The sequence below is a fragment of the Sphingobium sp. TomMM15 genome (assembly GCF_055397045.1).
Genome location: NZ_AP027316.1, coordinates 1 through 14,439 on the forward strand (window position 1 = coordinate 1; position 14,439 = coordinate 14,439).

The 14,439-nt window shown below is 61.7% G+C and carries 13 protein-coding genes; all 13 read left to right on the forward strand.

The window, feature by feature from the left end; translation table 11 throughout:
- Complete coding sequence (locus tag ACZ51H_RS17030) at positions 1 to 1,242, forward strand: acyl-CoA dehydrogenase family protein (protein WP_464803596.1); 1,242 nt, start codon at positions 1 to 3, stop codon at positions 1,240 to 1,242.
- 25 nt (positions 1,243 to 1,267) lie between these two features.
- The gene (locus tag ACZ51H_RS17035; protein WP_464803597.1) at positions 1,268 to 1,726 is read left to right on the forward strand and encodes an SRPBCC family protein; all 459 of its coding nucleotides are present in this window, start codon (positions 1,268 to 1,270) and stop codon (positions 1,724 to 1,726) included.
- 139 nt (positions 1,727 to 1,865) lie between these two features.
- Complete coding sequence (locus ACZ51H_RS17040) at positions 1,866 to 3,386, forward strand: flavin-containing monooxygenase (RefSeq protein WP_464803598.1); 1,521 nt, start codon at positions 1,866 to 1,868, stop codon at positions 3,384 to 3,386.
- Between the two features lie 71 nt (positions 3,387 to 3,457).
- Complete coding sequence (locus ACZ51H_RS17045; protein ID WP_464803599.1) at positions 3,458 to 5,128, forward strand: fatty acid--CoA ligase; 1,671 nt, start codon at positions 3,458 to 3,460, stop codon at positions 5,126 to 5,128.
- A 140-nt stretch (positions 5,129 to 5,268) separates the two neighbouring features.
- Positions 5,269 to 5,853 (forward strand): TetR/AcrR family transcriptional regulator, encoded by a 585-nt coding sequence (locus tag ACZ51H_RS17050; protein WP_464803600.1) that lies wholly within the window; start codon positions 5,269 to 5,271, stop codon positions 5,851 to 5,853.
- 106 nt (positions 5,854 to 5,959) lie between these two features.
- Positions 5,960 to 7,693, forward strand: coding sequence for an acyl-CoA dehydrogenase family protein (locus ACZ51H_RS17055; RefSeq protein ID WP_464803601.1), 1,734 nt, complete (start codon positions 5,960 to 5,962; stop codon positions 7,691 to 7,693).
- A 14-nt stretch (positions 7,694 to 7,707) separates the two neighbouring features.
- On the forward strand, positions 7,708 to 9,795 hold the full coding sequence (locus ACZ51H_RS17060) for a 3-hydroxyacyl-CoA dehydrogenase NAD-binding domain-containing protein (RefSeq protein ID WP_464803602.1): 2,088 nt from the start codon (positions 7,708 to 7,710) through the stop codon (positions 9,793 to 9,795).
- Positions 9,792 to 10,970 (forward strand): acetyl-CoA C-acyltransferase family protein, encoded by a 1,179-nt coding sequence (locus ACZ51H_RS17065; protein WP_464803603.1) that lies wholly within the window; start codon positions 9,792 to 9,794, stop codon positions 10,968 to 10,970. Before ACZ51H_RS17060 ends, ACZ51H_RS17065 begins: the two co-directional genes overlap by 4 nt.
- Before the next feature lie 230 nt (positions 10,971 to 11,200).
- Positions 11,201 to 11,989, forward strand: a complete 789-nt coding sequence (locus ACZ51H_RS17070; RefSeq protein WP_464803604.1) for an SDR family NAD(P)-dependent oxidoreductase — start codon at positions 11,201 to 11,203, stop codon at positions 11,987 to 11,989.
- A gap of 31 nt (positions 11,990 to 12,020) precedes the next feature.
- A complete protein-coding gene (locus tag ACZ51H_RS17075) occupies positions 12,021 to 12,356 on the forward strand; it encodes a carboxymuconolactone decarboxylase family protein (protein ID WP_464803605.1) in 336 nt (111 codons plus the stop codon).
- Positions 12,357 to 12,415: 59 nt separating this feature from the next.
- Complete coding sequence (locus ACZ51H_RS17080; RefSeq protein WP_464803606.1) at positions 12,416 to 12,979, forward strand: TetR/AcrR family transcriptional regulator; 564 nt, start codon at positions 12,416 to 12,418, stop codon at positions 12,977 to 12,979.
- 137 nt (positions 12,980 to 13,116) lie between these two features.
- On the forward strand, positions 13,117 to 13,794 hold the full coding sequence (locus ACZ51H_RS17085) for a DsbA family oxidoreductase (RefSeq protein ID WP_464803607.1): 678 nt from the start codon (positions 13,117 to 13,119) through the stop codon (positions 13,792 to 13,794).
- A gap of 57 nt (positions 13,795 to 13,851) precedes the next feature.
- Positions 13,852 to 14,406 carry an OsmC family protein gene (locus tag ACZ51H_RS17090; RefSeq protein WP_464803608.1) on the forward strand — a complete coding sequence of 185 codons (555 nt, stop codon included), beginning with the start codon at positions 13,852 to 13,854 and terminating at the stop codon, positions 14,404 to 14,406.
- Positions 14,407 to 14,439 lie beyond the last annotated feature (33 nt).

Here is a 14,439-nt window from a genome sequence, read left to right on the forward strand (position 1 = left end):
ATGTTGATGGAGGAAAAGGCGCTTGATCGCTCTAACGGATCGACAGCCGATGTGGACGGGATCCGTCCTGCCTTTCTCGGCCCCAAGGCCTTGCTTGCGGCGGTAGAGGCGCTTGCACCCGAACTGACCGCTCGCGGCGATGAGATCGAGCGGGCGCGCGTCATGCCCCAGGACATATTCGAGAAGATTCGCGAGACAGGCATATTTCAGGCTATTCGAGATCCCCGCTACGGTGGCGCGGGATTGCGCGTGCCGGATATGCTGCCTGTGATGGAGGCCATGGCCCGCGGCGACGGATCGACGGCATGGTCGGTGATGGTCGGGTCCGAGAGTCCGATCGCATGGCAATGGTTTCCGCCCGACGTCCAGGAAGAGGTGTTCGGGAGCAATCCGGACGCTTTAACCCGGGCCACGGTAACGCCGCGGCCCAACATCATACGCGTGGACGGCGGGGTACGTATCAAAGGTACGTGGCCACTTGGCAGCGGATCCTATCCCGCCAACTGGGCAGTCGTCGGTGGTATGGTCACGCTGGCGGACGGAACGCTGTCCGTGGGAGCGGACGGCAAGCCCGAGATGATAGTAGCGGCAATTCCCTTTTCGGAAATCCGGGCGCTCGACACCTGGTACGCCCTAGGCATGCGTTCCACAGAAAGTCATGACTTTGCCGTCGATGACCTGTTTGTCCCCGATCGGTTCACAGCGCCTTATCATGGCGCGGGCGTTGCGGGATCCACCTTGTCGCGTCTGCCCTGGTGGCTTGGCGTAGGCCCGTTCCATGCCGGTGTCGTATTGGGCATTGCGCAGGGGATGCTTGACGAGATCGTCCCGCTTGCAGCAGGCAAAAAGCCGTTTCTCAATCCCCGCGTGATATTGGCGGCTGATCCCATTTTTCAAGATCGGATCGGCCGGCTCCAGACACGGCTCTCAGCTGTTCGCGCCTTGGCAATGCAGGAAGCAGAAGCCGTCTGGGAGATGGCGGAAACCGTATTCCCGTTGCCTCCCGAGGTGCGAGCCCGCTTCCGCTCAGCGATTTCGCACGTGCATTTTGAGTGCCTCGACGTGGCGAATGATGTGTTCACGCTTGGGGGGACGACGGTACTTTACGACAGCGCATCGCTGCAGCGCCGCTTCCGCGACATCCGGACCGCTTGCCAGCATGTTTGCGGCAGCGCCGACCTGTACCGGCCTTATGGAGCTCTTCTTCTGGGTCAGGTCCCTGAAAATGTGGCGATGCTCTGATCGAGCTGTCGGAAGGAAACGGCTGATGGAGCTCATTAATGTTACGGCATCGATCGATGCGCCCGTGGAGATGGTCTGGTCCTTATTTTCCGACTTTGGAGGAGTTGACAGGATTTTCCCGATTGAGGGCGTGCCGCCACTGGGATGCATCGAGAAGGTGGACATGGAAGGAGAAGGCCTCGGCTCAATTCGCACCATGTATTTTTCGAATAGCGATCCGGTACAGGAGCGTCTTACGCGCTGCGATCACGACTCACTGATTATGGAATATGAAGCGCTTGCGCTTCCTATAGGAGTTGAAGACTATAGGGCGCGCATCATGTGCCAGCGAGAGGCAGTCGGTCGCACCGGCGTTATTTACACGGCACAAGGGGTCCCAACTTTTATGACCCAATCCGAGCTTCGAGAAATGCTGACCCCGCTCTTCTCTGCACTGATTTCGCGCGCGCGAGAGCTCGCTGAACCGCGTGTGAAGACGGCTTGAAGGATGCGCGATTGAACCATTGAGGTGCATCGCTCTCGCGAAATGAAATATTGATACATTATTGCGCGCGCCGGAAAGTGGATTGTTCTTGCAAGAACGTCCGTCGGGCGGATCGTTGCGGCAATTGTTGGAGATCAACATGACGAAACAAGAAATCACAGCGGTTCGCAATACGGCCTTCGAATCCGGCGACTTCGACGTGGTGATAATCGGAGCAGGCGTGTCGGGCATCGGCATGGCGGCCTACCTCCGGCGCGAGTGTCCATGGGCACGATTCATCATCTTCGAGGCGCTGGACAGCTTCGGCGGAACGTGGTGGACGCACCGCTATCCGGGCGTGCGGTCGGACACCGACATGTTCTCATATGCTTACAAGTTCAAGCCTTGGACGGGCGAAGTGTTCGGGGCGGGCCCCGACATTCTGCAATATCTTGGCGAGGTGATCGAAGAGCAGGAACTCGCGAGCAGCATTCATTATGGGCATCGGGTCCAGTCAGCGTCGTGGTCAAGTGATGCAGCCCGCTGGACTTTGTCCGTGGACACCGGGGGCGAGAAGCTGGCCGTCCGGGCATCTTTTCTTTGGACCTGCTCGGGCTATTTCGGCCAGGAAACCCCCTACATCCCGGACTGGCCGGGCAACGAACGGTTCCGCGGCAAGATCGTGCACCCGCAACATTGGCCGGCGGACCTCGATGTAACCGACCAGCAGGTGGTCATCATTGGTTCTGGGGCCACAGCCGCGACCTTGATCCCGTCGATCGCGGATAACGCAAAACATGTCACGATGCTCCAGCGCTCGCCGACATATTTTTACTGCCCGCCGCGCAAGACCGAACTGGAGATGACGCTAGAAGCACTTGGTATCGATCCTTTGTGGACTAGCGAAATCCTGCGCCGCAAATTCTTGCAGGATCTCACAGCGATCGGAGCACGCTGCGCGGCGGAGCCGGACGCTGTGGCCGCCGATCTGATTGCAGGAGTAAAGGCTATCGTCGGCGACAAGGTGGACGTCGCGCGCCATTTCACGCCGCGCTACACGCCGTTCCGGCAACGTATTGCGCTCCTCCCTGATGGCGACATGCTTCACAGCATCGCATCGGGCAAGGCAAGCGTCGAGACTGACGAGATCGAGTGTTTCACCGAAACAGGGCTAGTTTTGCGTTCAGGCAAGATGCTCGACGCCGATATTATCGTCTCGGCGACTGGGTTCAATATATGCGTGCTCGGTGACATAGAATTCCACGTGGACGGCAAACTGGTCTCTTGGAACGACACGGTCACCTATCGGGGAATGATGTTCACCGGCGTGCCGAATCTTCTGTGGCTCTGGGGCTATGCAAGATTTGCCTGGACGCTTCGGGTCGATCTCATCGCCGAACTGGCTTGCCGCCTCCTCAACCATATGCGCGAGCGAAAAGCCGATATTGTCGTACCGGTGCTCCCGCAGGGCGAGGAAGCCGTTGGCTACTGGTTCGATCCGGAAGACTTCAATCCGGGATATTTGATGCGCAGTCGCGACATTTTGCCGCGGTCTGGCCGGGCAATGGAGTGGCAGCATCCCCAGAACTACTGGACCGATCTCGACGAAATGCCCAACCTGGATTTTGAGACAGCTCCTTTCGATTTCTCCAGTGCCAAGCAGGAGATGGCGCCGGCTTGAACTCAACCCGAATAAGCACGCTGACAATCGGAGGCGGGGCCGGGATTGTTCGCTGCTCAGAAGGATAGGCAATGATTGTGCATTCAAATGTTCCGAACAGCGGGGAGCAGACTGAACCTGTCGCCGCGTCGTCAGGCTATCCACTTCTTCTGAAGCGATTGCTACAGTCGGGCATTGCGCGCGCGCCGGGACAAGAGATCGTCTACCGCGATCTCGTCCGCTATAACTATGACGAACTGGGTGCGCGCGTAAGCCGGCTGGCCAATGGCTTGGCCGCATTGGGCTTACGCGCAGGCGCGACGGTCGGCGTGCTCGACTGGGACAGTCATCGTTATCTGGAGTGCTATTTCGCCATTCCGAGCATGGGTGCGGTGCTGCACATGGTGAACATTCGCCTGTCGCCTGAACAGATTCTCTACACGATCAACCATGCGGAGGACGAGGTGTTGCTCGTTCATACCGATTTCCTTCCCATGTTGGAGAGCATCTGGGATCGCATCGAAGGCGTGCGTGCTGTGGTTTTGCTCACCGATGACGGGTCGGCGCTTGCTACATCGATACCGGTCAACGTCGAATATGAAGCAATGCTCGGCGCCGCATCGGCCGATTTCCTTTTTCCGGATTTCGACGAGAATATGCGGGCCACGACCTTCTATACCACAGGCACGACCGGGCTGCCGAAAGGCGTGTTCTTCAGCCATCGCCAACTCGTGCTTCACACATTGGCAATCGCCGCCACATTCGGCGCCAATCCCGTGCAGGGCCACCTGCATCGGGCAGATGTCTATATGCCGGTCACACCTATGTTCCACGTTCACGCCTGGGGACTGCCGTTCGTGGCGACGATGCTAGGGCTCAAGCAAATCTACCCCGGGCGGTACACACCGGAGATGCTATTAGCGCTCTATGAAAATGAAGGAGTGACTTTCTCTCATTGCGTGCCGACTTTGCTGCATATGCTGCTGACCAGTCCCGCAGGAACGGACGTCGATATGTCCGGCTGGAAAATTGTGATTGGCGGTTCGGCCCTGCCGAACGGACTGGCGCGCGCGGCCATGGAACGTGGCATCGACGTTTTCACAGGCTATGGGATGTCCGAAACTTGCCCGGTCCTGACCCTTGCCCAACTTTCGAACGACGACCTCGCAAAATCTGCCGAGGAACAGGTCGAACTGCGCGCGCGCGCGGGCAAACCGATACCGCTGGTTGATATCCAGATCGTAGATCCTGCAATGGCGGTACAGGCGCGCGACGGCAAGACCACCGGAGAGATCGTCGCCAACGCGCCGTGGTTGACGCAGGGCTATTTGAAGGACCCTCGCAACTCAGAGATTTTGTGGGACGGTGGCTATCTCCACACGAACGACGTAGGTCTTCTTCATCCGGACGGTACATTGCAGATTACCGACCGGATCAAGGACGTAATCAAGACGGGGGGCGAATGGGTCTCTTCGCTTGAGATCGAAAATCTGATCTCGCAGTGCGAGGGGGTAAGCGAAGTTGCAGTAATTGGTGTCGCCGACGAGCGGTGGGGGGAACGGCCGCTCGCCATAATCGTCCCGAACACCCAGGACGAAGGCCATGTATGCGAACAGTCAATCAAGGCCTACCTTACGGAATTCAGCGAACGTGGTGTAATTTCCAAATGGGCGGTGCCGGCCCGTATTGTGATCACCGGCAGTATAGCGAAGACAAGCGTCGGCAAGATGGATAAGAAGGCGCTGCGGACGCAATATGCTTGAGGTTGCATTCGGGTAGTCTCATCCCGGCGCAGGGCTATTCCGCCCCGAAGGCCGCACTATGTCCACCCTGCGGAGAGGGGGGCGGGGATCACGCCTAACCGGCTTCGCGGCCGCGGAACTATGTGCTAGCGCCGCGCTTGATGATCAGATCCAGCACATCTTCGGCCCTGAGTAATGAGGGTTCGAGCCGCCGCCGCCAGATATTGGAGATAGCCGCTCAGCTTTTCGCGCGGAAAGGCTATCGCGGAACGTCAATGCGGGACATTGGCGAAAAGGCGGGGGTGCTGGGCGGCTCGCTCTATCATCACATCAAATCCAAGGACGCGCTGTTCGTCGAATTGCACAATGCCGCGCTGGATGGCGCCGCGGAGAGGATTCATGCCGCGGTTGAACAGGAGCGCGAGCCCTGGGCGCGGTTGGAGGCCGCCTGTGCGACGTTGCTGGATATTCAACTCGCCCCTGATTCGCTGACGATGCCGATGATGAACGATTTCCGCGAGGTGCCCCAGGAGGTGCGGGAGCAGTTGATCGCACGGCGGGACAGGTTCGAGGAACAGTTCCGGACGCTTGTGGGGGAACTGCCGCTGCCTGGACATATCGACAGGTCGCTGTACCGCAACCTGTTGCTGTCGCAGCTCAATTCAGTGGCGGATTGGTATCGCGCGGGCAGATTGAGCCCAAGCGAAATCGCGGGGCAGATTGTTGCCATTTTCCGGCACGAATAGGTTTTTCCGAGAATGAAATAGTGAATTGACAGCGTTTCGACGGCGCGCGGTTGACTGTAACAGATGTTTGGTATAGCTGCTCCTCCCGTACTTTGGGAGAGGCCTGATGTTCAGCTATGTTCCGCCGCTTGACGACTATCGCTTCCTGCTGAGCGAAGTGCTGGGCTTTGATCGGGCGATGGGAGAGATCGGCAAGGAGGTCGATGCGGACCTGGCTGCCGCCGTGCTGGAAGAGGCCGGCCGGATGTGCGCGGAAAGGCTGTTTCCGATCAACCGCGAGGGCGACGAACAAGGCAGCCGCCTGATCGACGGGCAGGTGAAGACCCCCGCGGGCTTTGCGGAAGCCTGGCGCGATTTTGCGCAGGCGGGCTGGACATCGCTGTCGGCGGAGCCGGAGCATGGGGGACAAGGCCTGCCCTTCATCCTGCAGCTCTGGCTGGACGAGATGATCTCTGCTGCGAATCTGTCCTTTGGCCTGTTTCCGGGCCTGACGCGTGGAGCATGCGAAGCAATTTCCGCCCATGCCTCCGAAACGCTGAAAGCGGCCTATTTGCCGCCCATGATCAGCGGCGAATGGACCGGCGCCATGGCGCTGACCGAAGGCGGAGCGGGCACCGACCTTGCCCTGCTCAAGACCAAGGCGGCGCCGCGCGGCGATGGCAGCTATGCGGTCACGGGCCAAAAGATGTTCATATCCTCTGGCGATCATGATTTCGGGGGCAATGTCATCCACCTCGTCCTCGCCCGCCTGCCCGATGCGCCGGCGGGGGTGAAGGGAATCAGCCTGTTCCTGGCGCCCAAACATCTGCCGGACGCGGATGGCACCTTTACGGTTCGCAACGCCATGTCGGTGGGCGCGCTGGAAAAGAAGATGGGCATTCATGCCCAGCCGACCTGCGTCATGAACTATGACGGCGCGACCGGCTGGCTGGTGGGTGAGCCGAACAAGGGCCTGGCCGCCATGTTCACGATGATGAATGCGGAGCGGCTGATGGTCGGCATTCAGGGGTTGGGCATCGCTGGCGCTGCCTATGGGCAGGCGGCGGCCTATGCCAAGGAGCGGCTTCAGGGGCGGAGCGCGGATGGCGCGCGGGGGCCGGTGGCGATCATCGAGCATGCCGACGTGCGGCGCATGCTGCTCAACATCCGCGCTTTTGTGGAAGGCGGGCGCGCGCTGGCCGGATGGACGGCATTGCAGCTCGACCGGGCGCGCCATCATCCGGATCCAGCTGAACGAAGCAAGGCCGATGCGCTGGTTGCGTTGCTGACCCCGGTGATCAAGGCAGCCTTCACCGATTGGGGCTTCGAAAGCGCGGTCCAGGCGCAACAGATATTCGGCGGCCATGGCTACATCCGCGAATGGGGCATGGAGCAATATGTGCGCGATGCGCGCATCGCCCAAATCTATGAGGGCACCAATGGGGTGCAGGCGATGGACCTTGTCGCTCGCAAGCTGCCGCTGGGGGGTGGCGCCGTGGTCGAGGGCTTTTTCGCGCTCGTAGCGGCCGAACTGGACGCCGCAGGCGACATGGTTGTGGCGGAAAGGACGCGGGCGGCGCTGACCCTGCTGCGCACCGCCACTGCTTCTCTCCGGCACGCCGGGGTGGAGGCGGCTGGCGCCGCGGCGGTCGAATATCTGCGGCTGTTCGCGCTGGTTTCAATGGGCTGGATGTGGACGCGCATGGCCGCTGCCGCACAGAGCGACAATATTTTGCATGAGGCCAAGCGCGCCGTGGCCGGCTTCTTCGCCGAACGGATGCTGCCACAGGCGAAGGGCCTCGCGGCGAGCGTCGCGGCGGGTGAAGCGACGATCATGGCGCTTGGCGCCGACACCTTTTGAGGAAAGGGACTTCCGTGGCTATCGAGATTTCCCATGCAGGCGCGATCATGATCCTGCGCCTGTCGAATGGACCCGTAAACGCCCTGTCCGCCGGCAACGGCTTTGTCGAGGAAATCAGGGCGGCGATCAGGCTGGCGGTGAGCGATCCCGTCTGCCGGACGGTCATCATTGCCGGCGCAGGCCCCATGTTCTGCGGAGGGGCCGATATCAGCGATTTCGACAATGATCCGGCGCAACTCCTATCATTGCGCGAACTCATGACCGCGATCGAGGATTCCAGCAAACCGGTGATCATGGCGATCCACGGCATGGCGCTGGGCGGCGGGCTGGAACTGGCGCTAGCGGGGCATTATCGCATCGCTCAGGCCGGCAGCCGCCTGGGCCTGCCCGAAGTGACGCTGGGACTGCTGCCCAGCGCGGGCGGGACGCAGCGGCTGCCTCGCCTGATCGGGGCGGGCGTAGCGCTTGACATGATGCTGACGGGCAAGCCGGTGAGCGCGGAACAGGCGCTGTCGCTGGGGCTGGTGGATCAACTGGTGGAGGGCGATGTGGTGGAGGCGGCGCTGGACGTGGCGCGCCGTACCCCCGCGCTGCGCCGCACGGGCGCGCTGCCGGTTCCCGCCGATCTTGCCGAAGCGGTCGCAGCGCACCGGACGAAGCCGGGCGCGGGTTTGAGTCAGGCGCCTGCCCGGATCGTCGATTGCGTCGCCGCGTTATCGGACGATCTGGCCGCTGGCCTGGCGGTGGAAGCGGAACTGTTCGGAAAGCTGGTGCGGTCCGAGGCGTCGCGCGGCCTGCGGCATGCGTTCTTCGGCGAGCGAACCGTTGCGCGCATTCCCGGGCTGTCGCGGGACGTGCGCCCGCGCGATGTGCGGCAAGCCGGCATCGTGGGCGGCGGCCTGATGGGGACCGGCATCGCCCTTGCCCTCCTGAATGCGGATGTGCCCGTGACGATGGTGGAACTGCGCGCCGAGGCGCTAGCCCAGGCCCAAGCCACCATCCGCACGACGATCCAGCGCGATGTCGAGAAGGGCCGGATCGATCAGGGCGTGGCCGATGCGCGCCTCGCCGCCTTCACCGCCGCGACGGAACTGAAGGCGCTGAGCGACGCCGATCTGGTGATCGAGGCGGTGTTCGAAGAAATGGGCGTCAAAAAGCAGGTCTTTTCCGCGCTGGACACGATCACCCGGCCGGATGCGATATTAGCGAGCAATACATCGACGCTCAACCTCGACGCGATCGCCGCGCTGGTGCGAGATCCCTCGCGGGTCGTTGGCCTGCATTTCTTTTCGCCGGCCAATATCATGCGTCTGCTGGAGGTGGTGCGCGGCAAGGACACCGCGCCGGATGTTCTCGCCACGGCGATGGCCCTGGGCAAGCGGATCGGCAAGGTTGGCGTTGTGTCGGGCGTCTGCGACGGCTTCATCGGCAACCGCATGTTCGAGGAATATCTGCGGCAGGTTTATTTCATGCTGGAGGAAGGCGCGCTGCCGCAGCAGATCGACGCTGCGATGGAGCGTTGGGGCATGGCGATGGGGCCATGCCGGACGATGGATCTGGCCGGGCAGGACATTGGCTGGTCGATCCGCAAGCGCCGCGCGGTGGAGCAGCCCGGCCGTCCTTATTCAGGCGTGATCGATCGTATCTGCGAACTCGGCCGGTTCGGCCAGAAGACCGGGAAGGGCATCTATGCCTATCCGGACGGCCGGACGGCGGAGCCCGACCCGGAGGTCACCACGCTGATCGAGGATTATTCGGCGGAGATCGGCCTGACGCGGCGCGCCATCGGCGACGAAGAGATTGTCAGCCGCTGCCTATTGGCCCTGATCAACGAAGGCGCGCGGATCGTGGAGGAGGGGATCGCCTACCGGCCGGTGGATGTCGATATGATCTACCTCCATGGCTATGGTTTTGGCCGTGAGCGCGGCGGGCCGATGTTCCAGGCCGATCTGATCGGCTTGCCCACGCTATTGGACCGGCTTCTTACCCTTGCCGCCGGCCGCAACGGCTGGGCATGGACGCCCGCGCCGCTGATCGAGCGGCTCGCAGCCAATGGTGGACGTTTCGAGGATCTAAACCTTCAGGACAGGAACAGCATATGACGGACGTCTTTCTGGTATCGGCGGCGCGTACCGCCATTGGCAGCTTCGGCGGGTCGCTCAAGGATCAGAAGCCGGGCGAGTTGGGCGCGCATGTCGCCCGGGCCGCGATTGAGCGGGCGGGCATAGACGCAAGCCAGATCGGCAATGTCGTGCTGGGCAATGTCATCCACTGCGAGCCGCGTGATGCCTATGCCGCCCGCATAGCCGCGATCGGCGCAGGGGTTCCGCAGGAAACGCCCGCGCACAGCGTCAATCGCCTCTGCGGATCGGGCCTTCAGGCGATCCTGACCGCCGCGCAATCCATCATGCTTGGCGACTGCGACATTGCGCTGGGCGCGGGCGTGGAGATCATGAGCCGGGCGCCCTATTTCCTGCCGGCCGCCCGCTGGGGCCAGAAGATGGGCGATGCGGTCATGCAGGACGGGCTGACCGGCGCGCTGACCGATCCGTTCCAGGCGATCCATATGGGCGTCACCGCGGAAAATGTCGCGGCGCGCTATGGCGTTTCGCGGGAAAACCAGGACGCGCTCGCCTATGAAAGCCAGAAGCGGGCGGCCAACGCCATTGCGCGGGGCTATTTCAAGGATCAGATCGTGCCGGTCGAAGTGATGGTGCGGCGCAAGTCGGTGCCATTCGACACCGATGAATTTGTCCGCGCCGATGCGGCTGCGGAGGATTTCGGCGCGCTGAAGCCGGTATTCCAGAAGGGCGGGACAGTGACGGCGGGCAATGCGTCGGGGATCAATGACGGCGCCGCAGCTGTCGTGCTGGCGAGCGGGGCATCGGTCAAGGCGCAGGGTTTGAAGCCCTTGGCGCGGCTGATCGCCTATGGCCATGCGGGGGTCGATCCCGCCTATATGGGCATCGGCCCGGTGCCAGCCACGCGCAAGGCGCTGGAGCGGGCGGGGATCAGCGTAGGCGATCTCGACGTGATCGAATCCAACGAAGCCTTTGCGGCGCAGGCCTGTGCCGTCTCGCGGGAGCTGGGCTTCGACCCGGCCAGGGTCAATCCCAATGGCAGCGGCATTTCGCTGGGCCATCCGGTTGGTGCGACGGGCGCCATCATCACGACCAAGCTGGTTTATGAATTGCAGCGCACGGGCGGCCGCCTGGGCCTGACGACGATGTGCATCGGCGGCGGCCAAGGCATCGCCGCCATCTGGGAACGCGTCTAGAGCGCGCTGCGTTAAACCAGACGGAGGTCGCGCTCGCCCGCCATTTGAGGCGGGCGCATTGGTCCTCCCGGCGGCTGCCCCCTTGAACATCGCCCGAGTGCGCTACATTATCGTGTCGGAGGCGCGCGCTACCCGCAGCAGTACCAAATCTATCGAACAACCCTTGACATCGATAGAAGCTCGCCATACCTACCTACTAGTAGGGTGAACTCTTGATGGAGTGCAGGATCATGCAGACGGGTCAATTTGAAGGTCGCAAACTTCTGGTAGTCGGTGGCACCAGCGGGATCGGCTTGGATGTCGCGCAGATGGTGGTCGAGCAGGGCGGCGCAGCTGTCGTCGTCGGCAACCGGGTCGAGAAGGCAGAGGCTGCACGCCAGCAACTGGCCGCGGTCGCCGGCGAAGGTGCTGCGTTCGCGCTGTCGGCCGATCTCTCGGACTTCTCTCAAGTCGAATCGCTGATCGCGACACTTGCGTCTGAACATGGCGATATCGACCTGCTCGTGAATTCGGCCGGGATCTATTATCCAAAGGCGTTCCTCGATCATACGCGCGTGGATTATGACAATTTCCTCAATCTCAACCGCGCGCTGTTCTTTATCACGCAGCATGTGGCAGGAGCGCTGGTCGCTGCAAAGAAGCCGGGATCGATTGTCAATGTGACTGCCGTCGCAGCGCGCCAAGCCGTCGAGACGGTTCCCGCCTCCGCCTATTCAATGGCGAAGATTGGCCTGGAAGCCATGACGAAGCATGTGGCCGCCGAACTCGCCAAGCACGCGGTGCGCGTCAACGCGGTCAGCCCTGGCATCGTCGAGACGAAAATATTCGAGCGCTTTATCCCACAGGAGCAGTTGAGCGGCGCACTGGACAATTTCCACAATTTTCATCCGCTGGGCCGGAACGGTCTTCCCCGCGATGTCTCTGAAACCATCACTTTCCTGCTTTCGGACAAGGCCTCCTGGGTCACCGGCGCAGTCTGGGATGTGGACGGCGGCGTCATGGCCGCCCGCGGCAACTAAAGCGGAAATCATCAGAACCGAGGTACATAGGATGGAAAATAACTGGAGCGAAAGGCTCACCGCGCTGGTCAAGCGTGTGGGCGCATTTTCGAAGGCGAATGCGCCGGTTGCCAGCGCCTTTCATAAGCTGGAGACCGCTACGCGGGAAAACAGCGCGCTTGATGCAAAGACGCACGAGTTGATCTCGCTAGCCGTAGCGGTGACCACAAGGTGCGACGGGTGCATCGCCGCGCATGCCGGAGCCGCGAAGAAAGCGGGCGCCACCCGGGAGGAGATTGCCGCTGCGCTGGGCACGGCGATCGCCCTCAATGCAGGGGCGGCCTATGTCTATTCCTCCCGGGCCCTTGAAGCCTATGAGGAACTCTGATCCGGGCGACCGGTGACAAGGTGAACAATATGCGCGGAAACGCGCGATGGATGGAAAAGATGGCGACCGGAACGCGCGACGCACTGATTCAAACGGCCGAAGGCCTGATGCGCACGAAAGGCTATGCAGCCTTTAGCTATGCGGATCTGGCCAAGACCGTTGGCATCAGCAAGCCGAGCATACATCATCATTTTCCCACCAAGGAGGATTTGGGCACGGCCATCGTTGAAGCCTATATCGATCGGGTCCGGGAGGATTTCGAGCGGATCGAGGCGCGGAACGACATGCTGATCCCCCGGCTCGAAGCGTTCTTCCGGATGTTCAGGACCAGCGCAGAAGGCGGGTTTCTGCCTCTGTGCGGGGCGCTGGCGGCGGAAATGTCGGCGCTGCCGGCCGGGTTGCAGGCGATCACACGGCGCTTCTTTGGTATCCAGCTCAAATGGTTGACGAGGATCATCGATCAAGGGATCGATCGCGGGGAAATCCCGCGCGGGTCCGGGGCCAGGCAGAAGGCGTTCGTGCTGCTGAGCTTGCTGGAAGGGTCCAGCTTCATCGACTGGGCGACGAAGGACGGCGATCTCATCAACGACGACATGATCCGTGTCATCGTGGAGCGCGCCTGAACGAGACACCTAAAATACCCAAGCGCGGAGCCCGGGACGGCTCCAGAGGAGGGCTTCCTTTTGCCAGTAAACCTACCAACTAGATGGTTTGTTTATCACGCGCAGAAGGGCGTCCGATCATGAAAGGAACGAAGATCATGAAAACGGTCAATGTGGAAATGTGGTCGGACTTTGTGTGTCCGTGGTGCTGGATCGCCAAGCGCCGTCTGGAGACGGCAACTGCCGCGCTCGCCGGGCAGGTCGAGGTGTCAGTGACGAGCAGATCATATCGCCTCGCCAAAGGCATGGCCCCGGCCGGCTTTGCCCAGGCCCTTCATCAGAAATTCGGCAATCGGGAGATGGCGATGGGCATGATGGCGGCAGTCGGCGAGAATGGACGCGCCGAAGGGCTGGTCTACAATTTCGATACCATGCGCTTTGGCGACACGAGCGATGCGCATGCCCTGATCCGGAGCATCGCGGCGCCTGAATTGGCGGCGCGTGTGGCTGAACGGCTTTACAAGGCGGGGACGACCGACGGGATCGACATCTTCGATCGCGCCGCGCTCCTGACGCTGGCCCGAGATGCAGGCGCGGCCGATATCGACTTCGATTTCGACTCACCCGCCATCGCTGCCGGAATCGCCGATGACGAGGCGCGGGCGAACCAGATCGCCAACGGCGTTCCGCTGTTCGTGTTCAACAACAGTTTCTACCTCTCCGGCGCGCAACCGGCATCCGTGTTCCAGAAGGCGTTGACGGACGCCGCGATCGACAGGCCCGACCCGTTGAGCGCCAGCGGAGCCTTCTGCACGGTTGACGGCTGCACCGGCTGAGCCGGTTCCCCGAGAGTTTTCCCTATCATTCCACATTCAATAACAAGGATATTTTCCATGACCGATAAACCCAATGGCATCGACGTCGCCGCCCTTCAGCAGTTCGCCCGGGGCGTCGCCCAGGACCCTGCGAAGCGCAACGCCCGTTTCAACGTCAAGACGAAATGGGCTGGACAGACCCGTTCGGTCGCGACCGTCAGGCACTATTCGCTGGGCGGCGTCGAATACCAACGTGCCCATGAGATCGTGGCGGACGAGCCGGCCGAACTGCTCGGCCAGGACTCGGCGCCCAACCCGCAGGAACTTCTGATGGCGGCGCTGAATGCCTGTCTGACGGTCGGCTATGTGGTCAACGCGTCAGCGATGGGGATCACCGTCCACAGCCTGGAGATCGAGACCGAAGGCGAACTTGACCTGCGCGGGTTCCTGGGCCTCGATGACAGCGTCAACCCTGGATATGACGAAGTCAGCTATGTCGTTCGCCTGGCGACCGATGCCTCGCGCGAAAAGCTCGAGGAACTGCACGCCACCGTCACCAGGACCTCGGTCAATCTGGCGAATTTCTCCAAGGCGATCAGGATGGTCTCCAAGCTCGAAATCGTTGGCGCGTAAACGCGGCGTCCGCGACCTTCCCATCAATAGCGG

Bases quoted from the DNA above. Each gene is read 5' to 3' on its own strand.
- ACZ51H_RS17040 (WP_464803598.1), top strand. From the start codon at position 1,866: ATGACGAAACAAGAAATCACAGCGGTTCGCAATACGGCCTTCGAATCC.
- ACZ51H_RS17090 (WP_464803608.1), top strand. From the start codon at position 13,852: ATGACCGATAAACCCAATGGCATCGACGTCGCCGCCCTTCAGCAGTTC.
- ACZ51H_RS17070 (WP_464803604.1), top strand. From the start codon at position 11,201: ATGCAGACGGGTCAATTTGAAGGTCGCAAACTTCTGGTAGTCGGTGGC.
- ACZ51H_RS17030 (WP_464803596.1), top strand. From the start codon at position 1: ATGTTGATGGAGGAAAAGGCGCTTGATCGCTCTAACGGATCGACAGCC.
- ACZ51H_RS17085 (WP_464803607.1), top strand. From the start codon at position 13,117: ATGAAAACGGTCAATGTGGAAATGTGGTCGGACTTTGTGTGTCCGTGG.
- ACZ51H_RS17050 (WP_464803600.1), top strand. From the start codon at position 5,269: ATGATCAGATCCAGCACATCTTCGGCCCTGAGTAATGAGGGTTCGAGC.
- ACZ51H_RS17075 (WP_464803605.1), top strand. From the start codon at position 12,021: ATGGAAAATAACTGGAGCGAAAGGCTCACCGCGCTGGTCAAGCGTGTG.
- ACZ51H_RS17055 (WP_464803601.1), top strand. From the start codon at position 5,960: ATGTTCAGCTATGTTCCGCCGCTTGACGACTATCGCTTCCTGCTGAGC.
- ACZ51H_RS17045 (WP_464803599.1), top strand. From the start codon at position 3,458: ATGATTGTGCATTCAAATGTTCCGAACAGCGGGGAGCAGACTGAACCT.
- ACZ51H_RS17065 (WP_464803603.1), top strand. From the start codon at position 9,792: ATGACGGACGTCTTTCTGGTATCGGCGGCGCGTACCGCCATTGGCAGC.
- ACZ51H_RS17080 (WP_464803606.1), top strand. From the start codon at position 12,416: ATGGCGACCGGAACGCGCGACGCACTGATTCAAACGGCCGAAGGCCTG.
- ACZ51H_RS17035 (WP_464803597.1), top strand. From the start codon at position 1,268: ATGGAGCTCATTAATGTTACGGCATCGATCGATGCGCCCGTGGAGATG.